The 24,088-nt window shown below is 70.6% G+C and carries 18 protein-coding genes; 5 read left to right on the forward strand and 13 right to left on the reverse strand.

The window, feature by feature from the left end; all coding sequences use genetic code 11:
- Positions 1–75 precede the first annotated feature (75 nt).
- Positions 76–558, forward strand: coding sequence for a hypothetical protein (locus tag AC3EO4_RS24565; RefSeq protein WP_431898037.1), 483 nt, complete (start codon positions 76–78; stop codon positions 556–558).
- 57 nt (positions 559–615) lie between these two features.
- Here the strand turns inward: AC3EO4_RS24565 and AC3EO4_RS24570 are convergent, their stop codons facing one another.
- Together AC3EO4_RS24570 and AC3EO4_RS24575 are read right to left on the reverse strand one after the other, a co-directional pair.
- Positions 616–975, reverse strand: coding sequence for an effector-associated constant component EACC1 (locus AC3EO4_RS24570; RefSeq protein WP_379568812.1), 360 nt, complete (start codon positions 973–975; stop codon positions 616–618).
- A 4-nt stretch (positions 976–979) separates the two neighbouring features.
- On the reverse strand, positions 980–1,990 hold the full coding sequence (locus AC3EO4_RS24575; protein WP_379568814.1) for a DUF4145 domain-containing protein: 1,011 nt from the start codon (positions 1,988–1,990) through the stop codon (positions 980–982).
- 135 nt (positions 1,991–2,125) lie between these two features.
- Between AC3EO4_RS24575 and AC3EO4_RS24580 the strand changes: the two genes are divergently transcribed.
- Entirely contained in the window at positions 2,126–4,732 is a 2,607-nt protein-coding gene (locus AC3EO4_RS24580) for an AAA family ATPase (RefSeq protein ID WP_379568816.1), read from the forward strand.
- Positions 4,733–5,320: 588 nt separating this feature from the next.
- Here AC3EO4_RS24580 and AC3EO4_RS24585 read toward each other — a convergent pair.
- The 3 genes from AC3EO4_RS24585 to AC3EO4_RS24595 all read right to left on the reverse strand — a co-directional run bounded on the left by AC3EO4_RS24585 (position 5,321) and on the right by AC3EO4_RS24595 (position 8,664).
- Complete coding sequence (locus tag AC3EO4_RS24585) at positions 5,321–5,668, reverse strand: tetratricopeptide repeat protein (RefSeq protein ID WP_379568818.1); 348 nt, start codon at positions 5,666–5,668, stop codon at positions 5,321–5,323.
- A 345-nt stretch (positions 5,669–6,013) separates the two neighbouring features.
- Positions 6,014–7,414: an FHA domain-containing protein gene (locus AC3EO4_RS24590; RefSeq protein WP_431898039.1), complete on the reverse strand. Its 1,401-nt coding sequence runs from the start codon at positions 7,412–7,414 to the stop codon at positions 6,014–6,016.
- 155 nt (positions 7,415–7,569) lie between these two features.
- On the reverse strand, positions 7,570–8,664 hold the full coding sequence (locus tag AC3EO4_RS24595) for a site-2 protease family protein (RefSeq protein WP_379569189.1): 1,095 nt from the start codon (positions 8,662–8,664) through the stop codon (positions 7,570–7,572).
- Positions 8,665–8,787: 123 nt separating this feature from the next.
- On the opposite strand from AC3EO4_RS24595, the gene AC3EO4_RS24600 reads away from it, so the two are divergent.
- From AC3EO4_RS24600 to AC3EO4_RS24610, 3 genes are read left to right on the forward strand one after another with little or no spacing between them, the layout of a single operon-like run.
- Entirely contained in the window at positions 8,788–9,648 is an 861-nt protein-coding gene (locus AC3EO4_RS24600) for a RecB family exonuclease (protein ID WP_379568822.1), read from the forward strand.
- A 53-nt stretch (positions 9,649–9,701) separates the two neighbouring features.
- The gene (locus AC3EO4_RS24605) at positions 9,702–10,835 is read left to right on the forward strand and encodes a sensor histidine kinase (RefSeq protein WP_379568824.1); all 1,134 of its coding nucleotides are present in this window, start codon (positions 9,702–9,704) and stop codon (positions 10,833–10,835) included.
- Positions 10,835–11,518, forward strand: a complete 684-nt coding sequence (locus AC3EO4_RS24610; protein WP_379568826.1) for a response regulator — start codon at positions 10,835–10,837, stop codon at positions 11,516–11,518. Before AC3EO4_RS24605 ends, AC3EO4_RS24610 begins: the two co-directional genes overlap by 1 nt.
- A gap of 301 nt (positions 11,519–11,819) precedes the next feature.
- Here AC3EO4_RS24610 and AC3EO4_RS24615 read toward each other — a convergent pair whose 3' ends face one another.
- The 8 genes from AC3EO4_RS24615 to metH all read right to left on the reverse strand — a co-directional run bounded on the left by AC3EO4_RS24615 (position 11,820) and on the right by metH (position 24,086).
- Entirely contained in the window at positions 11,820–12,833 is a 1,014-nt protein-coding gene (locus AC3EO4_RS24615) for an ABC transporter ATP-binding protein (protein WP_379568828.1), read from the reverse strand.
- Positions 12,830–13,858: an ABC transporter ATP-binding protein gene (locus tag AC3EO4_RS24620; RefSeq protein WP_379568830.1), complete on the reverse strand. Its 1,029-nt coding sequence runs from the start codon at positions 13,856–13,858 to the stop codon at positions 12,830–12,832. Before AC3EO4_RS24620 ends, AC3EO4_RS24615 begins: the two co-directional genes overlap by 4 nt.
- Positions 13,855–14,868, reverse strand: a complete 1,014-nt coding sequence (locus AC3EO4_RS24625; protein WP_379568832.1) for an ABC transporter permease — start codon at positions 14,866–14,868, stop codon at positions 13,855–13,857. The genes AC3EO4_RS24620 and AC3EO4_RS24625 overlap by 4 nt, the downstream gene beginning before the upstream one ends.
- A gap of 80 nt (positions 14,869–14,948) precedes the next feature.
- Entirely contained in the window at positions 14,949–16,724 is a 1,776-nt protein-coding gene (locus AC3EO4_RS24630; protein ID WP_431898043.1) for an ABC transporter substrate-binding protein, read from the reverse strand.
- Positions 16,725–16,778: 54 nt separating this feature from the next.
- The gene (locus AC3EO4_RS24635; protein ID WP_379568836.1) at positions 16,779–17,777 is read right to left on the reverse strand and encodes an ABC transporter permease; all 999 of its coding nucleotides are present in this window, start codon (positions 17,775–17,777) and stop codon (positions 16,779–16,781) included.
- A 317-nt stretch (positions 17,778–18,094) separates the two neighbouring features.
- Positions 18,095–18,586, reverse strand: a complete 492-nt coding sequence (locus AC3EO4_RS24640) for a cellulose synthase (protein ID WP_431898044.1) — start codon at positions 18,584–18,586, stop codon at positions 18,095–18,097.
- Between the two features lie 783 nt (positions 18,587–19,369).
- Positions 19,370–20,026: an HAD family hydrolase gene (locus AC3EO4_RS24645; protein WP_431898045.1), complete on the reverse strand. Its 657-nt coding sequence runs from the start codon at positions 20,024–20,026 to the stop codon at positions 19,370–19,372.
- Positions 20,027–20,627: 601 nt separating this feature from the next.
- On the reverse strand, positions 20,628–24,086 hold the full coding sequence (gene metH, locus AC3EO4_RS24650) for a methionine synthase (RefSeq protein ID WP_431898046.1): 3,459 nt from the start codon (positions 24,084–24,086) through the stop codon (positions 20,628–20,630).
- Positions 24,087–24,088 lie beyond the last annotated feature (2 nt).

Genomic DNA, 24,088 nt, shown 5'->3' on the forward strand with positions numbered 1-24,088 from the left:
TTGACGGTAATACTCCGAGTCGCCACCCGTTAACACTCCGCCGTTCTCGGCGAGCCTGGCGTCAGGGGATGAGGCATGAGCAGCGACTGCGTGAAGGAGCTCATCGATTCGTTCTCCCATGTGGAGTCGGGCGCGCTGCTGGACCGGGTGGTCCTGTGCGCGGCCGCGGTGGGCGGCACGCCGTACGCGGGGTTCGTGGACGTGGACCCGCTGCAGGAGATCGCCTACCCCTCTCATGCCCTGATCGCGCCAGGCGACCCGCTGGGCGTGAGCCGCTGGCTGCTGGAGTCCGGGGTGCTGAAGGAGCTGGCGATCGCCTCGGATCCGGTGCTGCTGCCGCAGGACTGGTCGGTGGGCGGGCCGGGATTCCTGGCGGTGCCGGTACCGCTGGCCACGCGTGACCAGGCGTACCTGTGGGTGGCGGGCCGGCGGTTCACCAACCGTGAGGAGCACCTGCTCGGCAGGCTGGCGACGGCCGCGGGCCGCGCGATCGAGGCGTCGCGCGGCCTGGAGGTGGCCGCGCGCATGCTGCGCTCGGTGCACGCCTTCACGGCCTGACGGGCTCCTCCCCCGTACGGCGAGCAGGGCTCGCGGCGGCCCGGGGCGGAGCCGGGGTCAGTCGGCGGCGGTGCCGAGCGCGTCACGCAGGATGGCGGCCACCTGGGCGACCAGGGCCTCGGTGTCCAGCTTGGCCCGCAGGTCGAGGTCCACGGTGATCTCCGAGCCGACCCGCAGCCTGAGCGCCACGTGCCTGCCGCGCGACCGCAGCCAGAACTCGACCGTCCTGGCCAGCGCCGTCGCCTGTCCCTGCGAGGCGACGTCCACCACCAGCGCGGGCGGTTCGCCGCCCATCCGCCCTGCACCCGGCGTGCCGTGCTCCAGGCGCGTCCTTCCGCGCAGGGCGTCGGCGTCGCGCAGCCAGTCCTCCAGCGAGCCCAGCTCGTCGAAGGATCCCTCGAAGACGACGTCGGGCACGCTGTCACCTCACGATCGGGGCGGTCCTGGCCCTGGTGAGGCGGACCAGGTCGGCGGGGTCGAGTTCGAGTTCGAGGCCGTGGCGGCCACTGGAGACGTAGACGGAGGCCGCGGCGGCCGAGGTCTCCTCCAGCACCGACGGCAGGTACGGCAGCGCCAGCGGGCTGAGGATCTCGGCGGCGATCGTCTCGCCGATGCGCATGACGTCGGCCAGTCCCGCCACTCTGGCGTCGGCGGCCCCGAAGGCGCGGGCCAGCGCCCGCTCGTCGATGACGCCCTCGCTGGGGGCGATGGCGACGACGGCGTGTTCGCCGAGGTAGAGGATGACGGCTTTGAGCAGGCGCATGGGCGGGATGCCGAGCTCCTCCGCGACCGCCGTCCTCGATTTCGTTCTGGCCGGATCGTGCGGATAGGGATGGACCCTGAACGACACCTGTGATTTACGAAGAATCCGCATCACTGGGGTGTCTCGTAGGACATTTCGGTTATTTGGCGTTTTGGTGGCGCCGCGCCGTACCCGAAAGGACCGGTATTTTCGGGAGAAGACGTAAAGGTAGTCGACGAACGCCTCGGCCAGTTGCACCGCGTCCTCCGCCTCGGCCTTCGCCAGCGGGTGGTCGCCGAGGTGGGCGGCCTCGTTTCCCAGCTCGCGCAGTTCCTCGGCCCAGCCCAGCAGCCAGCCGTCGATCAGGCCGCCTCCGCGCAGCTCCCGCAGGGCGTGGAAGAGCGTGCGCCCGCTCACCCCGTGGTCGGCGCAGACCGCCTCCAACAGCCGCCGCACGTGCAGGACGGCCGAGGCGGGCGAGCCCGAGCGCAGGCCCGCGCGAGCGTACGTGAGCTCCTGGCGCACCACGGGCGGCACCTCGGCGCCGATCGGCCGCCCCGACGGCGGCCACAGCACCTGCGCGGGCCTGGCGGGCAGTTCGTCGGGATCACGGTCGTCGACGTCGGCGCGGTTCTCCAGCAGCAATGCCTGCCCGCAACTCTGGCAGACCGCCAGCCAATAGGGCCGCAACTGTTCCGGCAGAAAAACCCTGTGTAATCCGTCGGCTTCGCGTGCGACAGTAGGTCGGGCACAACCCGGGCAATCGACGTCGAATTTCGCTCCCCATCGCGCCACAAAAGGACAATAAGGTATCGAGGGGCCAACATGAAACGCTGGCCATTCGCGGGCCGCAGACACGAACTCGCCGACCTGGTCCGCCTCGCCCGCGACCCGACCGCGCAGGGCGTCATCATCGCCGGACCCGCAGGGGTCGGGAAGTCACGCCTGGCCGGCGAGGTCCTGACGCACTTCCACGCGGCCAAGGTGACACTGCTGCGCGTCAGGGCGACCAAGGCGGCCAGCGCGATCCCGAACGGCGCGCTCGCCGACCTCATCCCGCGCCAGCACCCTCCGCACCTGGTCAACACGCTGCGCTGGGCGGCCGACGAACTGCTCGCCCACGCCAGGGGCAGGGTGCTGGTGCTGTCGGTCGACGACGCGCACCTGCTCGACAGCCACTCGGCCGAAGTGATCGCCTCGCTGGTCAGGGGCGGGCAGGCGCGGCTGGTGGCCACACTCCGCACGGGCGAGCCCGCGCCCGATCCGGTGACGCTGCTGTGGCGCGACGGTCACGTGCGGCGCTACGACACCGACCCGCTCAGCGACGACGACGTCACCGCCGTGCTGACCGCCGCGCTCGGCGGCCCGCCCGACGACGCCACCGTGCGCAGGCTGGGCGAGGTGACCGAGGGCAACGCGCTGTTCCTCTACGAAGTGGTGGGCGCGGCCATCGCCTCGGGCGCGCTGTCGGAGATCCACGGGATGTGGAAGCTGACCGGCGACCCGCCGCTCGCGCCCCGGCTGGTCGACCTGATCCACGAGCGGATCGGCGCGCTGTCGCCGGAGCTGAAGGACGTGCTGGAGTACACGGCGCTGGCCGAGCCGATCGGCGCCCGCATGCTGAGCGCGCTCACCAGCGAGCGGGCGCTGCTGGAGGCCGAGGAGCGCGGGCTGATCAGGGTGCGCGTCGACCGGCGGCGGGAGATCGCCCGCCTCGGCCACCCGCTCTACGGCGAGGTCGCCCGCGAACGCTGCCCCGAACTGCGCCGCCGCCGCAGGCACGCCGACCTGGTCGCCGCGCTGGAGTCGACCGGCCTGCACCGCAGGGAGGATCCGCTGCGGGTGACGGTGTGGCGGCTGGCGGGCGGGCTGGGCGCCGCGCCGGGACCGCTGCTCGACGCCTCCCGCCTGGCATGGTCGGCGCACGACTACCCGCTGGCCATCAGGCTCGGCGAGGCGGCCCTCGACGCGGGCGGCGGCACCACCGCGGCGATCCAGCTGGCCACGCTCCTCGACTACGCCCAGCAGCCCGACAGGGCCAGGGCCGTGCTCGACGCCACGCGCCGGCCGGACGACGAGCCGTCCATGGCCCGCCTCGTGCTGGCCAGGGCGAGCAACCTGGCATGGGGCATGGACCGGCTCGGCGACGCCCTCGACCTGCTCGCCGCCACCGAGAAGGACCTGACGGGGACGGCGCGGCGCCGCCAGGTGGCCGTCCAGCGCCTCGGGCTGACCGCGTCGGCCGCCCGCACAGGCGACGCGCTACGGCTCAGCGCTGACCTGCTCGCGGGGGAACTCGGGCCCGCCCAGCGCGCCCAGGTGCTCAACTCACGCGCCCTCGCCCTCTGCTACGCCGGACGCACCACCGAGGCGGCGGCGCTGGTCCGCGAGGCGCTCGACGAGTCGGCGGCCTGGCGCGACGAGATCCCCGCCCTCGTCTCTCCGCTGCACTCCACATGGTCGATGTGCGGCTACTTCTCCGGCGACCTGGCCGTGATGGACCAGGCCATCGCCTCCATGCGCGCCGCCCTCGCGGGCCAGCGCGGCTGGTCACGCGGCGAGGGCAGCCTGGCGCTCGCCCGCGGCAACGCCGCCACCCTGCGCGGGCAGCTCGGCGCGGCCCTGCTGATCCTGCACGCGCCCGCCAACCACGAGACGGCGCTGACCGTGGGCGGCTGCATGGCCGCCTACGCCGCCGCCCAGGCGCTGCGCGGCGAGTCCGCCGCCGCCCGCGACACCCTCCAGGCGGCCACGGACCGCAACCGCGCCACGTGGACCGCGTTCATGCGCTGGGTGGCGCTCACCCGCGTGTGGATCGCCGCCGCCGGCGGCGAGAACGCGCGCGCGGTCGAGCTGGCGCTGGCGGCCGCCGCCGACTGCAGGGAGAGCGGGCTCGCCGCGTTCGAGGCGGTCGCCCTCCACGACGCGGTACGGCTCGGCGCGCCCTCCTCCGTCGTCCGCCGGCTGGCCGAGCTGGCCGAGGTGCACGAGGGGCCGCGCGTGAAGCTGGCCGCCAGGCACGCGGCGGCGCTGGCGGAGGGAGACGCGGACGGGCTGCTGGCCGTGGCGGCGGGCTTCGACGCGCTCGGGCTGCGCCTGCACGCGGCGGAGGCGGCGGCGCAGGCCGCGGCACGGCTGCGCCGCTCCCGTGGTGAGAAGGCGGCACGCGCGGCCGCCACAGAGGCATGGTCGATGGCTGGAGCGTGCCAGGGCCCGGACACACCCGCGTTACGAGGGCTGGCAGCGCCCGACCTGACCGACAGGGAGCTCCAGGTCGCGCAGCTGACGGCGGCGGGCCTGTCGCACCGGCAGATCGCCCTGGAGCTGGGGATCGCGATGCGCACGGCCATGAACCACAGGAACCAGGCGTACTGGAAGCTGGGCGTGAACTCGCCCGCCGAACTGGCGAAGGCCCTGAACCGCTTCCGCTGACCCGCCCGCCCGGTCCCCTCCCTCGGATCGGAGGGATTTCGGCTGAACGCGTCGGTGGGGCGGAGCATCGGGTGGATTGAGGTTCGTCACATGCCGCGTCCGCGGGGGCGTTCAGTGGATTCCGGCCGACGTCCACCCACGCCACCCCGGCCGACGTTCACGGGCGGGTGTTCGGTGGACCCCGGCCGACGTTCCCGTGAGACCCCGGCCGACGCTCACGGGCGGGCGTTCGGTGGACCCCGGCCGACCACCACCCACGCCACCCCAGGCCGACCTCACGAGGCAGGCGTTCGATGGACCCCAACCGACCACCACCCACGCCACCCCGGGCCGACGCTCACGAGGCAGGCGTTCGACGGACCCCGGCCGACCACCACCCACGCCAGCCCGGCCGACGCTCACGGGGACCGGGGTCCGTGGGCTCCGCAGGGTTGAAGCTCCGGAGATCGGCGAGCTGCGGGGGCGGGATGCTGAGAGGGTGGGATCCGGAGCGGCGGAATCCCGGAGCGGCAGGATTCCGGAGGAGTCAGGAGAAGGCGGGGATCCGCGAAGAACAGGGTCGGGGAGGACAGGTCGGGAGGGGCGGGGTCAGGAGGGGCCCAGGAGGCCGCGGCGGGCTCTGGGGTTGGCGGGATCGTGGGTGAGAACGGCGCGATACTCGGTCAGCGCCTCGTCGGAGCGTCCCTGCGCGACGAGCAGGTCCGCGAGGCACAGGCGGGCCCCGACGTGCAGCGGGTCGAGGGCGGTGACGCTGCGCAGCATGCCCTCCGCGCGGGCGGTCAGCTCCATCCGCAGGTAGCACACCCCCAGGTCGAACCGGCTCGGCAGGTGGTCGGGCGCCTCCATGAGGCACGCTTCGAGCAGTCTGCGCGCCTCGTCCAGCCGTCCGGCGTCCATCGCTTCGGCGGCTCGCGCGTATCGTTCCGGGCTGTCCACGCCCTCGATGATCCGTCCTGGGCGGCCGGTGCGCCTGAGTAGCGCGCTACTCAACTCGGGGACGACGTGACGGCGGCGGCCGGAGTCGCCTGGAGTGGCGTGACGGACGGGCGGTGACCGGTGACCGCGGTGGGCTTCGCCTGGCTTGCCGTACCGGAGGAAGACGGGCGGCCAGAAGCAGACGGGCCGCCCGTACCGGAGGAGGGCGGGCGGGCGGAAGCAGACGGGCGGCGTGCCGGAGGAGACGGACGGGCGGAAGCAGACGGGCGGCGTGCCGGAGGGGGGCGGGGGCGCCGTATCGGAGGGAGACGGGCGGCGGGGCGAGCCGGTGGCTCGCCCCGGTGGTCAGCCGCGGTGGGATTCGTAGCGCATCGTGCGGGAGACGCCGATGCGGACGGTCGTCCCCGGGGCGATGGTGACGGGCTCGTTCGGCGGGATGTCGTAGAAGTTGGGGTCGCCGGGCGGCTGGATCTGGGTGCCGTTGACCGAGCCGAGGTCGACCAGGTTGACGTCCCAGCCGTCGAGCGCGACCCGCAGGTGGCGGCGGGAGACCGAGCCGTCGGGGCTGGTGACCTTGGCGGGCCTGGCGGTGCCGCCGGCGACCTCGGGCGCCCGCTCGGGGTCGCGGCCCAGCAGGTAGTCGCTGTCGAGCGGCAGCGAGGTGCCGTCGTCGAGCATCAGCACGCCGAGCGGCGGCCGCGGCCCCTTGTACGGCACGAGCGTCCGCTGCACCAGCTCGATCCCGCAGATCACGCAGTACGGCGAGCGCGGGTCGTTGAAGTGGTCGTTCTTGCAGTCGACGCCGAACACCATGGGCCTGCCGTCGGCCGACTCCTGCTCGCCCTGCGGCTCCTGCGGCGGGCCGTAGGGGGGCTGATCGTGGTGTTCGGGCGCGGCGGGCCCGCCGTGGGGAACGTCCTCGTAGGGCATCGGTCCCGGCCCCTGCGGCGGGCCCTGCGGCATGGGCGGGCCGACCGGCGGCATCGGGCCGGAGGGAGGGCCCTGCATGGGCGGGCCCGGCTGCTGCGGCTCGGGCATCGGGTGGGGTTCCTGCAGCGGCGGCGGGCCGTAGGGGGCCTGCGGTCCCGAAGGAGCGCCCATCGGGTAGGGGGCCATGGGCTGGGACGGCGGCTGGACCTGCGGCGGCTCTTCGGGCTGCGGCGGCTCCTGCCTGGGCGGCGGGGGCAGCAGGTCGGGCTCGAAGTGCAGGCCCGTCGCGGGCAGCTCGCTCGTCTCCAGCGGCTTGACCTTCGGCTTGGCGGGGGCCTCGCCCGGCCGACCGACCTCGCCGCGCAGCCCGGCGCCGAGAACGACGCCGGCGTCGAGGCGGACCGCGGGGTGGGCCTCGCCCGTGCCCGGCAGCAACAGCTCCACCCGCTGCACCGGTCCGGGGATCAGCCGGTCGGTCCAGGTGAGGGAGTCACGCCCGGACAGCCTGCTCTCGCCGTCGTCGGTGACGACCACGGCGGAGGCGGCCCCGCTGACCAGCACGGCCATGCCGCCGCCCGAGGGTCCGGCGACCGCGCACGTCACCGGGTCGCCCGACATCGTCCTGAACAACACCTGTGCGGCACGGCGGGCCAGCGCGAGACCGTCCGCCCCCGATGCCGCGCTCTCACGGAGTGCCTCGAGCAGCTCGCCGCTCGCTCCCTCAGCCGCGTCACAGACCAGCAACAAACCGCCCATGTGGGCGACCAGCCCGCTGCCCGGCAGTGGGCGCACCACCCCGAAGCCCTGCTCTGCCACAGAACTCTCCCTCCACGGAAATCGCCGGTCAACCGCCAGCCATACGCATACCCAGACGAGGAGGAACAGTATCGGCCCGAGCTGCTCGCCCCGAATCCGCAGTACGTGATCAGTTTGTCAGAACACTAGTCCTACCTGGCCGTTCAGACGAGAGGTCACACCCCGCTGAACACCTTGTTGACGTCCGCGGTGGCCAGCACGCCGTAGACCTCGCCTCCGCGTTCGACCAAGAGGTACTCGCCCGCGGGGGCGTCGCGCATGGCGTCGATCAGTGACTCACCCGTGAGGTCGGCGGGCAGCACCATGGACGGCTCGATCGTGCGGGAGAGGGATCCGACGTTCACCCACGGCCTGCGGTGTTCGGGCGTGGCCTGGACGGCCGCCTCGTTGACGATGGCCAGCGGCTTGCCGTCGTGGCCGACGATGACCATGGCGCCCGCGGAGGCCTCGGCCGCCTTGCGCAGGGCCTCCGACAGGGGGGTCTCGGCGGTGACGGGGATGGCGCGGCGGGCGAGGGCGCGGGCGTTGGCCTGCGGGAGCCTGGCGCGGACCCTGGCCACGCGCAGCGACTGGGTGGCGCCGAACCAGATGAAGCTGGCCAGCAGCACCGACCAGATGACGTAGGTGTCGAGCAGCGACTGGCCGCTCATCAGCGACATGGCGAACGCGGCGGCGACGATGGCGACGGCCAGCGCCCTGCCGACCCACGCGGCGGCGAGGGTGCCGGAGATGGCGTTGCGGGTCACCTTCCACACGCCGGCGCGCAGCATCCTGCCGCCGTCGAGCGGCAGCCCGGGCAGCAGGTTGAAGACGCCGACGATGAGGTTGGCCACCCACAGCTGCCAGGCCAGCGCGCCCGGCACGCCGCCCTGCGGGATCACGAACTCGTAGAAGAGGTAGCCGCCGCCGGCCAGGCCGAGCGACAGCAGCGGCCCCGCGAAGGCGACCATGAACTCGCGGCCGGGCGTCTGGGGTTCCTTCTCGATCTCCGAGACGCCGCCGAGGAGGTAGAGGGTGATGCGGCGCACCGGCAGGCCGTACATCCTGGCCACGACGCAGTGGGCCAGCTCGTGCAACAGCACCGACACGTACAGCAGCACGGCGAAGACGAAGGCCACCGCGTAGGCGAGCGGCTCGCTGACACCCGGCATCATCCTGAGCATGACGCGGCCGAAGCTCCAGGTGATGAACGCCGCGACGATGAACCAGGTCCATGACACGTAGACCGGGATGCCGAAGGGCCTGCCCATCCGGATGCCGGAGAACTCCTGGCGGGGACTCTCGGCGCTCACCTATCACTCCTTCGTCCAATGACTGCCTTGATGCTACTCGGCGTGCCCATTCTGTCGGCGTCTTGACCTACAGTGCGGAACATGACGTTGACCGAACCCGTGATCATCGGGGCCCTCTCCCCTTCGCGGGCGGGTGACTTCATGACCTGCCCCCTGCTGTACCGCTTCAGGGTCATCGATCAGCTTCCCGAGAAGCCATCGGCGGCGGCGGTGCGCGGCACGGTGGTCCACGCGGTGCTGGAGCGGCTGTACGACCTGCCCGCGCCGCGCCGTTCGGTGCAGGCCGCCGTGGAGCTGCTGGAGCCGCAGTGGGCCAGGCTGCTCGGCGACGATCCCGCCTACGCGGAGATGTTCGCCGACGAGGCCGAGCAGCGCGAGTGGCTGGGCCAGGCGCGTTCGATGCTGGAACGGTACTTCACGCTGGAGGATCCGACGCGGCTGGAGCCCGCCGAGCGGGAGCTGTACGTGGAGGCGGTGCTCGACAGCGGCCTGATGCTGCGCGGCTACATCGACCGGCTCGACGTGGCGCCCAGCGGCGAGGTCAGGGTGGTCGACTACAAGACGGGCAGCGCTCCAGGTCCCGACTTCGAGGCCAAGGCGCTGTTCCAGATGAAGTTCTACGCCCTGGTGCTGTGGCGGCTGCGGGGGGCGATTCCGCGGCTGCTGCAGCTGGTCTACCTGGGCGGCGGCGGCGAGGTGCTGCGTTACGCGCCCGACGAGGCCGACCTGCTGGCGACCGAGCGCAAGGTGCAGGCGCTGTGGGCGGCGATCGAGCGGGCGCTGGAGACGGGCGAGTGGCGGTCGAGGCCGTCGCGGCTGTGCGACTGGTGCGATCATCAGGCGTTGTGCCCCGAGTTCGGCGGCACTCCCCCGCCGGTGCCCGCCAGGCAGCCCGGTGACACGGTCAGGAGCAGCAGGCGGACGGCGACGGACGAGCTCTGAAGTCCTCCCAAAGGAGGAGGATTCCCGCTTTCACCTGGTCTTACATTGAAGCGGTGCGCACCGATCGAGCCTTGCTCCACGACTCGCTTCTCGCCGCGGCCCTGGCCACGGCCGCGGTGGCGCTGTTCGTCGTGAGCCGCGACGGCGGTGTGGCAGGGGCGGCGCTGCTCGCCCTCACCTACGCGCCGGTGGCCGCGCGCAGGCGCTGGCCGTTGGCGGCCCTGTGCGCGGCCCAGCTGCCGATCCTGGTGCTCGCCGGGCTCGACGGCGATCCAGGCCTGGCCGGGCTGACGGGGCTGATCCTGCTCTACTCGGTGGCCGCGCACCGGGGGCTGGCGATCGCGCTGTCCGGGCTCGCCGTGGCCGCGGTCGGCTACGTCACCTCGGTGTCGCTGTCGCCCTCGCCCCTGGCCTGGCCCGACCACGCCATGGCCGTGCTCGTCGGCATCGCGGTGTGGGGAACGGGCCGCAGCGTGCGGCTGCGGCGCGCCTACCTGGAGGAGCTGAAGGACCGCGCGACCAGACTGGAGCGGGCGAGGGAGGCCGACACCCGCGCCGCCAGGGCGGAGGAACGATCGCGCATCGCCAGGGAGCTGCACGACGTGGTCGCCCACCACGTCAGCGTGATGACCGTGCAGGCGGCCGCGGCGAGGAAGGTGCTGACCGCCAACCCTGAGGTGGCCGGTGAGGCGCTGTCGGCGATCGAGGAGACCGGCAGGCTGGCGATGAACGAGATGCGCAACATCGTCGGCGTGCTGCGCACCGACGCCGCCTCAGGACCGCCCGAGCGCGGCCCGCAGCCGGGGCTGCGGGACCTGCCCGCGCTGGTCGAGCAGATGCGCGAGGCGGGACTGTCGACCGAGCTGGAGGTCGAGGGCGAGGGCTCCGTGCCCGCGGGCGTCGACCTGGCCGCCTACCGGCTGGTCCAGGAGGGGCTGACCAACAGCCTGCGCCACGCGGGCCCAGGCGCCCACGCCAGAGTCTCCGTACGGCAGGCGCCGCGCGAGCTGAGCCTGGTCGTGGAGGACGACGGCAGGGGCCCTGGCGCACCGGCAGGCGATAGAACAGGGCACGGACTGGTAGGGATTCGCGAGAGGGTCGCCCTCTATGGTGGAATCCTCAGGATCGGTCCGCGCACGGGGGGCGGTTTCGAGGTGCGGGCGATTTTCCCGCTGAAGGACGGATGATGACGATCAGAGTGCTGCTGGTGGACGACCAGCCACTGCTGCGCACGGGGTTCCGCCTGATCCTCGAGGCCGAGCCGGACATCGCGGTGGTCGGGCAGGCAGGCGACGGCAAGGACGCCCTCGACCAGGCGAGGGCGCTGCTGCCCGACGTGGTGCTGATGGACATCAGGATGCCCGGCGTCGACGGGATCGAGGCGACGCGCAGGATCGTGCGCGACGCGGCGGCCAACGCGCACGTGCCGAAGGTGCTGGTGCTGACCACGTTCGACCTGGACGAGTACATCGTGGAGGCGCTGCGGTCGGGGGCGTCCGGGTTCCTGCTGAAGGACGTGCCGCCCGACGAGCTCGTGCAGGCGATCAGGGTGGTGGCGGCGGGCGACGCGATCGTGGCGCCGAGCGTCACCAGGCGGCTGCTCGACAGGTTCGCGGCGAAGTTGCCTTCGGCCTACCAGCAGACGACTCCCGCGCGGCTCGACCGGCTGACGGAGCGGGAGCTGGAGGTGCTCAGGCTGATCGCCAAGGGCATGTCCAACGCGGAGATCGCCGCCAAACTCGTGGTGAGCGAGACGACGGTCAAGACGCATGTGGGCAACGTGCTGACGAAGCTGGGGCTGCGCGACCGGGTCCAGGCGGTCGTCCTGGCCTACGAGACGGGTCTGACCACGCCCGGCGCCCTGTCCTGAGCTTCCCTTCGCGCACCGCGGCTTCGCGGCGCGGCTCGCGCGCCGCGTGACGGCGGCCGGCCACGTGCGCTGGAGGAGCGTCTCCCTGGAGGGACGCCCGCCCGTGACCGGGGTGGGCCTGACCGGGCTTGCCGTACCGGGTGGAGCGGGCACCGGAAAGGCAGGCGCCGGATGGAACCGCGGGCCCCGGATGGCGCGGCGACGGATGCAGCGGCGAGCACCTGATGGTGGCGCGACGGATGCAACGGCCCGGCCACGTGACCGGGGAAGGTCACGTGGCCGGAGCGGAGAGGCAGGAAGGTCAGGCCGTCACGGTCTCCGAGGCGGGGGCCACGGGGGCGTTCTCCGGGAAGTGGCAGGCGACGCGGTGGCCGCTGGCCAGCTCCTCCAGGGGAGGTTCGACCTTCTTGCAGATCTCCTGCGCCTTCCAGCAGCGCGTGTGGAAGCGGCAGGCCGGCGGCGGGTTGATCGGGCTGGGCACGTCGCCCTGCAGGCGGATCCGCTCGCGTTCGGTGCCCGCCTTGGGGTCGGGGACCGGTACGGCCGACAGCAGCGCGTTGGTGTAGGGGTGCATCGGCGAGGTGTACAGCGACTTGCGGTCGGCGATCTCGACGATCTTGCCGAGGTACATGACCGCGACCCTGTCGCTGATGTGCCGCACCACCGACAGGTCGTGCGCGATCACCACGTAGGTGAGGTCGAGCTCGTTCTGCAGGTCCTCGAGCAGGTTGACGACCTGCGCCTGGATGGAGACGTCCAGGGCGGAGACGGGCTCGTCGGCGATGATGAGCTTCGGCTTGAGCGCGAGCGTGCGGGCGATGCCGATGCGCTGGCGCTGGCCGCCGGAGAACTCGTGCGGGTAGCGGTTGTAGTGCTCCGGGTTGAGGCCGACCAGCTCCAGGATGTCCTGGACCGCCTTCTTGATGCCCTGCTCGGTCTTGATCCCCTGGATGCGGAACGGCGCGCCGACGATGGCACCGACCGTGTGGCGGGGGTTGAGCGAGGAGTAGGGGTCCTGGAAGATCATCTGCATGTCGCGGCGGAGCGGGCGCAGCCGTCCCTGCGGCATGTGGGTGATGTCCTCGCCCTCGAAGACGATCTTGCCGCCGGTGGGCTCGAGGAGCCTGGTCACCAGGCGCCCGGTCGTGGACTTGCCGCAGCCGGACTCGCCGACCAGGCCGAGGGTCTCGCCCTTGACGACCTCGAAGTCGATCCCGTCGACCGCCTTGACCGCGCCGACCTGCCGCTTCAGCAGCCCCTTGGTGATGGGGAAGTGCATGCGCAGGTCCTGCACGGACAGCAGCGTCTCGCTCATGTGGTCTCCAGCATCGGCTTGATCTCGCTCTCCCACAGCTGCCTGCGCTCCTCAGGCGCCATGTGACACCTGACGAGGTGGCCTGGGCTCGTCTTCAGCAGCTCGGGCACCTCGGTCTCCGCGCGTCCCTCGGTGCGGGCAGCGTGCGGGCAGCGCGGGTGGAAGGCGCAGCCAGGAGGGACGTTGATGAGGGAGGGGGGTGATCCCTTGATCGGCATGAGCCGTTCGGTGCGCTCCCTGTCCAGGCGCGGCATCGAGCCGAGCAGGCCCCAGGTGTAGGGGTGTTCGGGCCGGTAGAACACGGTTTCGGCGCTGCCGTACTCGACGCACTTGCCGCCGTACATCACCAGGATGTCGTCCGACAGCTCGGCCACCACGCCGAGGTCGTGGGTGATGATGATCAGCGCGGAGTTGAACTCGCGCTGCAGGTCGCGCATCAGGTCGAGGATCTGCGCCTGCACGGTGACGTCGAGCGCCGTCGTGGGCTCGTCGGCGATGAGCAGCTCGGGGTCGCACGACAGCGCCATGGCGATCATGGCGCGCTGGCGCATGCCGCCGGAGAACTGGTGGGGGTAGTCGTCGACGCGGCTGGACGGCTCGGGGATGCCGACCCTTCCGAGCATGTCGATCGCGTGCTTGCGCGCGACCTTCTTGGTGACGTCGTTGTGGATCCGGTAGGCCTCGACGATCTGGTCGCCGACCGTGTAGTAGGGGTGCATGGCCGACAGCGGATCCTGGAAGATCATCGCCATCTTCTTGCCACGCAGGCCCCGCACGTGGTCGGCCGTCGTGCCGACGAGCTCCTCGCCGTCGAGCCAGATCTCGCCCGAGACGCGGGCCCTTCCGCCCTTGTGCAGGCCGAGGATGCCGAGGCTGGTCACGCTCTTGCCCGAACCCGACTCGCCGACGATGCCGAGCGTCTTGCCGCGCTCGATCGAGAACGACAGCCCGTCGACGGACTTGACCAGACCGTCGTCGGTCGGGAAGTGGATGCGCAGGTCCTTGACGTCGAGGAACGCGGTCACGAAAGCCTCACTCTCGGGTCGACCACAGCGTAGAGGAGGTCCACGACCAGATTGGCCACCACGACGAACAGGGCGGCCAGCAGCGTGACACCCATGACCGCGGGCAGGTCGTTGTTCTTGATGGCGTCCACGGAGAACTTTCCGAGGCCGTTGAGCGAGAACGTCGTCTCGGTCAGGACGGCGCCGCCCAGCAGCAGGCCGAAGTCCAGGCCGAACACGGTGACGATGGGCGTCAACGCGGCGCGCAGCCCGTGCTTGACCACGACCCTGCGCTCGACCAGACCCTTGGCCCGTGCGGTGCGGATGTAGTCCTCGCCCATCGTCTCCAGCATGCCCGCCCTGGTGAGCCTGGCGTAGGTGGCGGCGAACAGCAGGGCCAGGGTGATCCATGGCAGCAGCAGGTTGTAGGCCCACTGCAGCGGATCGATGGTGACGTCCACCCACGCGCCGCCGGGGGCGGTCCAGCCCAGGCCGTAGCTGAAGACGGACAGGGAGATCATGCCGGTGAAGAAGATCGGCAGCGACACTCCGGCCAGGGCGATGCCCATGGCCGACCTGTCGAAGAAGCTGCCGCGCCGCAGCGCCGACAGCACACCGGTCGCCACGCCGCCGACGAGCCACAGCACGGCGGCGCCGATGCCGAGTGACAGCGTCACGCGCGAGCGGTCCATCAGGCTGGGCCAGACGGGCTGCTGGTTGATGAAGGAGTAGCCGAAGCAGGGCGCGGGGCAGTGTTCGACGCCCGCACCGGTGTCGTACTCCGTTCCCAGCACGATTCCCTTCAGGAACCGGCCGTACTGCACCGCCACGGGATCGTAGAACCCGAGCCGCTCGGCGACCAGCTTGATGGTGTCCATGCTGGCCCCGCGACCCACGTACCGGGCGGCGAACGCCTCCGGTGTCGCTCCGGCCAGGCGCGGCACCAAGAAGAAGATCCCGAAGGTGACGATGCTCACGATGAGCAGCATCGCCACAGCGCCGATCACGCGCCTGATGATGTATGTGACCACAGTGCCCGGCTCCGGTCCCCGGCCGGTTGTGCCGGCCGGGGACCTGCTGCCTTCACCCGCCTATCTAGGTGTGGTTCGTTCTACTGCTGGACGCCGAGACCGACGTAGTCGTACATCTGCTGAGAGTCGCTGATGAAGACGTTCGTCAGGTTCTTGCCGCGCATGTACAGGGCCTTGCCGTACACGCTGGGCATGACGACGGCCTGGTCGATGACCATCTGGTCGATCTGCGACCACATGTCGGCGCGCTTGGCGGCGTCCGGCTCGGCCTTGATCTGGTCGATCAACTTGTCGATCTCGGGGATCTTGACCGACAGGTTGTAGTTACCGGCGTCGCGGATGTCCCGGCTGTCCATGATGGCCTGCATGAAGCCGTAGGTGTCGGGGTAGTCGGAGCCCCAGCCGTTGATGGCCAGGCCGATCTTGTTCTCCTTGACGTAGGACGGCTTGCCCGCGTACAGGGCGAAGTAGTCGTCCTGCGGGTACGGCTTGAGCGTGAGCTTGATGCCGACCCGGGCGAGCGACTGCTGCAGCGACTCGGCCGCGGCCTTCTCCTTGGTCCGCTCGGTGCGGTAGGAGATGTTGGTCTCGAAGCCGTTCGGCTGGCCGCACTTGGCGAGCGCCGCCTTGGCCTTCTCCACGTCACCCTTGTCTTCGGGCGACTTGTAGAGGTCGATCTCCTTGTGACCGGGGAGGGTCTTCGGGATCATCGCCGTCGCCGTGATGCCGCCGGTCTCGCCGCCGTAGGCGCGGAAGAGGCTGCTGCGGTCCGCGGCGAAGGCGATGGCCCTGCGGCACTCGACGTTGTCCAGCGGCGCGACGTCGGGAATGATCGAGGTGTACCAGGTGCGCTGCTGGATCGGGTTGTCGGTACGGGCCTTGAGCGCCGGGTCCGGCAGGACCTTCGGCAGGGCCGCGTTGCCGATGCCCAGGCCGTCGACGGCGATCTGGACGTCGCCGGAGATCAGCCGGTTGTCGAGGTCGTCGGCGTTGACGCCGGTCTGCACCTCGATGCGGTCGGGCAGGGCCGGACGGTTCGGGTCGGTGGCCGGGTCCCACTGGTCGTTGCGGACCAGGGTGAAGCCCTTGCCGATCTCGTTCTTCTCGAACTTGTAGGGGCCCGTCGAGATGACGTGCTCCTGGTACTTGGTGCCGGTGTCCTTGTCCTTGGGAACGGGCATGGTCATCGGCATCTGCATGATGTAGTCGAACAGACCGAACGGCTCCTTCAGGTGGAACACGATCGTCTGGTCGTCGGGCGTCTCGACGGCCGAGGAGAAGTCGGCGTCCTTCGACTTGTAGGCGCCCTTGTAGCCCTTCGGCCAGTCGAGCAGCGCGTTGAGGTAGGTCGGCCCGTTCGGGTGGATCTCCTTGTCGAACTGGCGGGCCACCGAGTACGCGATGTCCTTGGACGTGACCGGAGTGCCGTCCTCGAACTTGACACCCGTGCGGATCTTGTAGGTCCACGTCTTGGCGTCGTCGCTGGACTTGCCGAGGCTCTCTGCCAGGTCGGGCACGAGGGTGTTGCCGTCGGGGCCGGGCGCGGACTTGAACATCAGCAGCGCGCGGCCGTACAGGCGGGCGAAGTTCAGCGAGTAGCCGTAGTAGGTGTTGCCGGGGTCGAGGCTGTCCCAGTCGGCCGAGTTGGCCATCTTGAGAGTGCCACCCTTCTTGTCAGAAGGGTTGAAGATCTTGCCGATCGCGGCGTCGGCCGCTTCCGCGGCTCCCGACGCGCCCGAGGTCGCGGCGGCGGTCTGGCCCTGACCCGGCGTCTGGGTCGGCGTGCCGGCACAGGCCGCCAGAGCCATGGCGAGCGTGAGCCCGGCCGCGGCAGTCGTCAGTGCTTTTCTTCTCATCAAGGTGTCGCACCCCTTTGGGTTGGAAGCAGGGTTAAGGGAGTCCGAGAGGGGTCAGCGGCTGCCACGCGGGTCGAGCGCGTCTCGCAGGCCGTCGCCGAACAGGTTGAACGCAAGCACTGTGATGAAGATCGCCAGACCGGGGAAGATCATGAAGTGCGGGATCGTGTAGAACCTGGCCGCATCGGAGAGCATGCCGCCCCAGGTCGGGGTCGGCGGGCGCACACCCACTCCGAGGAACGACAGTGCCGCCTCGAACAGGATGTTCGAGGGGATCAGCAGGGTCGCGTAGATCAGGATCGGCGCGATCAGGTTGGGCAGCAGCTCGCGGAAGATGATGTACGGCCCGCGGGCCCCCAGGCTCTTGGCGGCGTCGACGAACTCGCGTTCACGCAGCGACAGGGTCTGGCCCCGGATGATGCGGCCCAGGTACGGCCAGTTGAAGAAGCCGATGATGAAGATCAGCAGGGTGACGCGGAGCGTGTCACCGGACAGCCCGAACGCCTGGTCGGGCACCACGCCGGCCAGCGCGAGCGCGAAGACCAGGAGCGGGAAGGCGAGGAAGACGTCCATCGCCCTGCCGATCAGGGTGTCGATCCAGCCGCCGAAGAAGCCCGCGATGACGCCGAGCGTCGTGCCGATGATCACCGACAGCAGCGTGGCGAGGAAGGCGATCAGCAGCGAGATCCGCGCACCGTAGACGACTCTGCTGAAGATGTCCCGGCCGTTGACCGGCTCGACACCGAACAGGTACTCGCCGCTCACCCCGCCGAAGGCGCCCTTCGGCGCGAGCGTGCCGCTGTCGACGAGGTCCTCGTGGTACTGCAGCGGGTCGTGTCCGAGCCATCCCACGATCAGCGGCGCGAACACGGCCACCAGCATGAGAAAGATGATCACGATGGCGCCCGCCATCGCGACACGGTCGCGCTTGAGTCGCCGCCAGGCGATCTGGCCGAGCGAACGGCCCTCGATGGCCTTGGCGTCAGCTCCTGCCACCACCGCTTCGGGAACTGCCGAGCTGGCCGACTCCGGCACGTCGAGCGGTGCGGTCATGCGCCCTCCTCTGTCCTGACCCTCCAGGAGGCTGGCACGACCGGGGTTGTGCGCATACTGCTCTTGCCCCCTGGGTTAGACGGCGTCGTCTCTTACGGGCACTGGCCCGGTCTGGACTCACGCCCGTGCTTGCCAGGACCGTCCGTCACGGTCCCAGGAGGCAGAATGTATGCCCTGAGCTGCGCTGACTAGCCCCCACGCGGTCTATGTAGCTCAACTGTGATTCGGGCGAAACGCATTCGTATCGATCTTGGACAGAATGTCTACAGCCCGTTCCGGTTGGGTCTCGGAACTGTGACATTGCACTGACGCCGGATCTAGCTGATCCCGCGCCGCTTGAGAATGTCCTCGATATCGGAGAAATCATCGTCGTTCGTCCTGGGCTTCTGCTGGGCGATGGCAGGCTTTCCCGCGGGAGCCTGCGCGGCGGGCTGCTGCGGCGCCTTCCGCGCCTGCTTCTTCTCCGCCGCCTCGCCGGACGCCCTGCCGTCCGCGGCCGACAGCTTCCTCGCCCTGAGCACGCCCGACACCATGAACAGCACCACGGACAACCCCGCCAGCGCCACCCCGGCCCAGGTGAGCGGGTTGAACACCAGGCTGGTGACAAAGGTGACGGCGGTCGTGCCGATGGTCCAGAGTGAGCTGAGAGCACCGGTGAGGTAGGCGGCCATCGGCAGGAGCGACCACGCCACCATCCGCATGGCGGCCACCGCTCCCCTGCGGCGCAGCAGCAGGAAGCTGAACACCAGTCCCACACCGGTGGCGCCGACGCACAACGGCAACCACGCGATGTTATTGAATCCGCCCATATTGGCCACCCCTCGTGTTGGCTGACTTTCTCCATCCTGGCACGCGAGGTGCCGGTCGCCGCTCCTCCCTGAGGAGGGATCTTTCCCTTAGGGGAAGGTTTTCCGCCTTCGGTACGGCATGCACCCCGGCCCGGCGCTGGTCGCACCCCCGGCACTCTGCGAGGGCGGGGCCGACGGTCGACGCGATCGATGGTCCGAGGTCGGAGGCACGCGAGCCGGAGAGCGGGGACCGCAGGACTTGGCGCGGGGCTTGAGCACATGGGGCGAGGTCGACGCCGTGTTTGCCGGGGGGAACCGCCGGCCGCGACGAGAGGCGCGAAGACCCGAGAGACCGGTGAGCGGGAGTGCGACGGCTGCGCGAGCTGGGAGGCGAGGGTCGCATGGCGAGGTGCGACAACCGAGGCCGCGTGACCAGACGCGAGACCCCGTGCGTGAGGATCGCGTGACCAGACGGGAGAACCGAGGTACGAGGATCGCGTGACCAGACGACCCGGGTGAGGTCGATGGCGCGTGGAGAGCCGAGAACCGCAGGCGCAGGTGTGAAGGCCCGAGAAGGAGAGCTGCGGTCGACGGTCCGCCAGGACCAGAGATCCGGGCGGCGAGGTATCGCGGGTCCGGTCAGACGGCGCGAGCGGGTGGCGGAGAGCCGACAACCACAGGCCCAGGCGTGAAGGCCCGAGAAGGAGAGCCACGGTCGACAGTCCGCCAGGACCAGAGATCCGGGCGGCGAGGTACCGCGATCTGGTCAGGGGGTGGGAGTGGGGGGCGGGGGGTGAAGGGGGGTCAGGGGCCGGTGATGGGAGGCACGAGGGCGCGGAGATGGTCGGGTGTGACCTCGGTGAGGGACGACACCACGAGCCGGCCGGGCGCGGGCGGGATCGGCAGCAGGCTGGGGACGGCCACCACGGCACACCCGGCGGCCGTGCCCGCCGCCACCCCGTTGGGCGAGTCCTCCAGGACGACGCAGCGGACCGGCTCGACGTCCAGCAGGCGGGCCGCGGTCAGGTACGGCTCGGGGTCGGGCTTGGTGCGGGTCACGTCGTCGGCCGTCACGATCACGTCGAATCGGTCACGACCCACCGAGACGAGCACCGCCTCGGCGATCTCCTTGAGCGACGAGGTGACCAGCCCGACCGGCACCCCCTCGGCGCGGAGGCTCTCCAGGAGCTCGAGCGCGCCCGGCATGGCCTGGACACCCCCTGCCAGCTGGGAGACCATCCCCTCGATCATCCATTCGCGCAGCGTCTCGGGCGCGACAGACGAGCCGGAGACGGCGAGCATGTAGTCGACGGTGCGTTCCATGGAGCCGCCGACCAGGTGCGTCTGGTGTTCAGGGGTCCAGATCCCGCCGAGGCGGGACATCACCTCGATTTCGATCTTGAGCCATACCTTCTCGGTGTCGACCAGCAAGCCGTCCATGTCGAAGAATGCGGCGTCCACTTTCCCCCCGGAGCAATCGATACGGACTTCTACGTTAGGGCGTGTCCGGAACTGGGCGTTGCGCGGGTCGGCTCATGGTGCCATTGGGGGCGCCGTGACGGCGGCCGGCCGGGTGAGCTCGGGGAGCGTGTCCCTGGACGGGCGCCGGCCACGTGCCCTGGGTGGCGGCCGGGCCCGCTTGCCGTACGGGGAGGTATGGGGCGCCGCCCACCACCGCACCCGGGCACCGCGCGCACCACCTCCCGGGGACGCGCATCGCCCACCACCGCATCCGGGCACTGTGCGCCACCCGCCACCACACCCCGCCCACCACAGCACCTCAGGGGTCGGGTGCCGCGCACCACAGCACCTCAGGGGCCAAGCGCCGCCCACCACAGCACCTCGGGGGTTGGGCGCCGCCCGATACTGCACCTCAGGGGGCCAGGTGCCGCCCGCTGACGCGCGTCGGGAACCACGCGAGTGGGCCGGGCATCGCCCAGCCCACCTCGTGTGAGCGGCTGTGCACTCGCGGACCGGGCCACAGGCTCGCATGGGACGCGCCGGAGGCAGGGTCCGCCCCCCGGGGAGGGCGGTCTCCTGCCTGGTCGGGCGAGCCTGCGGGTCAGACGTTGAAGTACTTGGCCTCGGGGTGGTGGGCGACGAGGGCGGAGGTGGCCTGCTCCGGGTGGAGCTGGAACTCCTCCGACAGCGTCACGCCGATCCTTTCCGGGTCGAGCAGTTCGAACAGCTGAACCTGGTCCTCCAGGTTGGGGCAGGCCGGGTAGCCGAAGGAGTAGCGGCAGCCCTGGATGTTGACCTTGAGCATGTCGTCGAGGGACTCCTCGCCGCCGATGCGCCACTCCGAGCGGACCCTGGCGTGCCAGTACTCGGCGAGGGCCTCCGTGAGCTGCACCGACAGACCGTGGAGCTCCAGATAGTCGCGGTAGGCGTCCTTGGCGAACAGCTCGGCCGTCGCCTCGGAGATCTTGCCGCCCATGGTCGCGATCTGGAAGCCGACGACGTCGACCTCGCCGGAGTCCTTCGAGCGGAAGAAGTCCGACAGGCACAGGTGCCTGTCGCGGCGCTGGCGCGGGAAGGTGAAGCGGGTGCGCTCGTTGCCCGCGTCGTCGAGGATGATCAGCGAGTCGCCGTCGCTGACGCACGGGAAGTAGCCGTAGACGACGGCCGCCTCGAGCAACCCCTCGGTCTGGATGCGGTCGAGCCACATCCGCAGCCTGGGCCTGCCCTCGGTCTCGACGAGCTCCTCGTAGCCGGGACCGTCGCCGCCCCTGGTGGGCTTGAGGCCCCACTGGCCGAGGAACAGCGCCCGCTCGTCGAGGAAGGAGGCGTAGTCGCCGAGCGAGATGCCCTTGACGATGCGGTCGCCGTGGAACGGCGCGACGGGGACGGGGTTGTCGGCGGCCACGTCGGACCGAGCCGGCAGGTCCTCGACGGCGGTGCGGGTGAGCGTGGCGCCTGACTTGACGCGGCGCTCTCGCAGCGCGGGCAGCGGGGAGCCGTCCCTCTTGTGGGCCATGAAGGCGTCCATCAGCCGCAGGCCCTCGAACGCGTCACGGGCGTAGCGGACCTCGCCGTTGAACAGCTCGGCCAGGTCCTGCTCCACGTAGGCGCGGGTGAGGGCGGCGCCGCCGAGGAGCACGGGGTAGCGCTGGGAGATCCCCCGGGAGTTCATCTCCTCGAGGTTCTCCTTCATGACGACCGTCGATTTCACCAGAAGTCCGGACATGCCGATGACGTCGGCGTTCTTCTGCTCGGCGGTCTCCAGAATGCTGCTGACCGGCTGCTTGATGCCGAGGTTCACGACCTCGTAGCCGTTGTTCGACAGGATGATGTCGACGAGGTTCTTGCCGATGTCGTGGACGTCACCCTTGACCGTGGCCAGCACGATGCGGCCCTTGGTCTCGCCCTCGACCCTGTCCATGTGGGGTTCGAGGTAGGCGACGGCGTTCTTCATGACCTCGGCCGACTGCAGCACGAACGGCAGCTGCATCTGGCCTGAGCCGAACAGCTCGCCGACCGTCTTCATGCCGTCGAGCAGGACGTCGTTGATGATCTCCAAAGCGGGCCGCTGCGCCAGCGCCTCGTCGAGGTCGGCCTCGAGGCCCTTGCGCTCGCCGTCGATGATGCGCCGCTTGAGCCGCTCCCACAGCGGCAGCGCGGCCAGTTCCTCGGCCTTGCCCGCGCGCAGCGCGGCGACGTCGACGCCCTCGAACAGCGCGATGAACCGCTGCAGCGGGTCGTAGCCCTCGCGGCGGCGGTCGTAGACCATGTCGAGGGCGACCTGGCGCTGCTCGTCGGGGATGCGCGACATCGGAAGGATCTTGGATGCGTGCACGATGGCCGAGTCGAGGCCGGCGTTGACGCACTCGTTGAGGAAGACCGAGTTGAGCACCATGCGGGCGGCCGGATTGATGCCGAAGGAGATGTTGGACAGACCCAGCGTCGTCTGCACCTCGGGGTAGCGCTGCTTGAGCTGGCGGATGCCCTCGATGGTCTCCAGGCCGTCCTTGCGCGACTCCTCCATGCCGGTGGCGATGGTGAAGGTCAGGCAGTCGACGATGATGTCGGAGACCTTCATGCCCCAGTTGGCGACCAGGTCGTCGATCGTCTCGGAGGCGATGCGGACCTTCTCCTCGGCGGTGCGGGCCTGGCCGTTCTCGTCGATGCACATGACGACGACGGCCGCGCCGTGCTCGCGTACAGCGGTCATGGTCTTGTGGAAGCGGGACTCGGGCCCGCGCCCGTCCTCGTAGTTGACGGAGTTGACGACCGCGCGGCCGCCGAGCATCTCCAGACCGGCCTTGAGCACCTCGGACTCGGTCGAGTCGAGCATGATCGGCAGGGTGGAGGCGGTGGCGAAGCGGAAGGCCAGCTCCTTCATGTCGGCGACGCCGTCGCGGCCGACGTAGTCGACACACAGGTCGAGCATGTGGGCGCCGTCGCGGGCCTGGTCGCGGGCCGTCTCGACGCAGTCGTCCCAGCGGCCTTCGAGCATGGCCTCGCGGAAGGCCTTGGAGCCGTTGGTGTTGCAGCGCTCGCCGATGGCCAGGTAGGAGGTGTCCTGCCGGAACGGGACGGTCTGGTACAGCGAGGAGGCTCCGGGCTCGGGGTGCGGCCTGCGCGCGGCGGGCCGCTGGCCGCGGACCCGCTCGACGACCTGGCGCAGGTGCTCGGGCGTGGTGCCGCAGCAGCCGCCGACCAGGGACAGGCCGTAGTCGCGGGCGAAGGTCTCGTGGGCGTCGGCCAGCTCACCGGGGCTCAGCGGGTAGTAGGCGCCGTCGGAGGTGAGGACGGGCAGGCCGGCGTTGGGCATGCAGGAAAGGCGCAGCCGCGAGTGGCGGGCGAGGTAGCGCAGGTGCTCGCTCATCTCGGCGGGACCCGTGGCGCAGTTGAGGCCGACCAGGTCGACGCCGAGAGGCTCGATCGCCGTCAGCGCGGCGCCGATCTCAGAGCCGAGGAGCATGGCGCCGTTGGTCTCGATGGTGACCTGGGCGATGATCGGCACATCGCGGCCCGCGGACTCGATCGCCCGCTTGGCGCCCACGATGGCCGCCTTGACCTGGAGGAGGTCCTGGCAGGTCTCGATGATCAGCGCGTCGGCGCCGCCGGCGATCAGGCCCGCCGCGTTGTCGCGGTAGGCGTCGCGCAGGGTGGCGAAGGGCAGGTGGCCGAGCGTGGGCAGCTTGGTGCCCGGCCCCATCGAGCCGAGCACGAACCGCGGCTGCTCTGGCGTCGACCAGTGGTCGGCCCGCTCGCGGGCCAGGCGGGCGCCGGCCTCCGAGTACTCGAAGACCTTCTCGGGGATGTCGTACTCACCCAGCGCCGCGAGGTTCGCGCCGAAGGTGTTGGTCTCGACGCAGTCGACCCCGACGGCGAAGTACGCGTCGTGAACACCGCTGACGATGTCGGGCCTGGTGACGTTGAGCACCTCGTTGCAGCCCTCGTAGCCCTCGAAGTCGTCAAGGGTGGGGTCGTAGGACTGCAGCATCGTCCCCATCGCCCCGTCGGCGACCATCACGCGCTGGGAGAGGACTTCGCGGAAAGATGGGGAGACGTTCATGC

This window comes from Nonomuraea sp. bgisy101, from assembly GCF_057708945.1.

Coding starts and splice junctions, on each gene's coding strand:
- AC3EO4_RS24565 (WP_431898037.1), top strand. CDS start 76: ATGAGCAGCGACTGCGTGAAGGAGCTCATCGATTCGTTCTCCCATGTG.
- AC3EO4_RS24580 (WP_379568816.1), top strand. CDS start 2,126: ATGAAACGCTGGCCATTCGCGGGCCGCAGACACGAACTCGCCGACCTG.
- AC3EO4_RS24595 (WP_379569189.1), bottom strand. CDS start 8,664: ATGGGCAGGCCCTTCGGCATCCCGGTCTACGTGTCATGGACCTGGTTC.
- AC3EO4_RS24600 (WP_379568822.1), top strand. CDS start 8,788: ATGACGTTGACCGAACCCGTGATCATCGGGGCCCTCTCCCCTTCGCGG.
- AC3EO4_RS24610 (WP_379568826.1), top strand. CDS start 10,835: ATGACGATCAGAGTGCTGCTGGTGGACGACCAGCCACTGCTGCGCACG.
- AC3EO4_RS24615 (WP_379568828.1), bottom strand. CDS start 12,833: ATGAGCGAGACGCTGCTGTCCGTGCAGGACCTGCGCATGCACTTCCCC.
- AC3EO4_RS24630 (WP_431898043.1), bottom strand. CDS start 16,724: ATGAGAAGAAAAGCACTGACGACTGCCGCGGCCGGGCTCACGCTCGCC.
- AC3EO4_RS24635 (WP_379568836.1), bottom strand. CDS start 17,777: ATGACCGCACCGCTCGACGTGCCGGAGTCGGCCAGCTCGGCAGTTCCC.
- AC3EO4_RS24640 (WP_431898044.1), bottom strand. CDS start 18,586: ATGGGCGGATTCAATAACATCGCGTGGTTGCCGTTGTGCGTCGGCGCC.
- metH (WP_431898046.1), bottom strand. CDS start 24,086: ATGAACGTCTCCCCATCTTTCCGCGAAGTCCTCTCCCAGCGCGTGATG.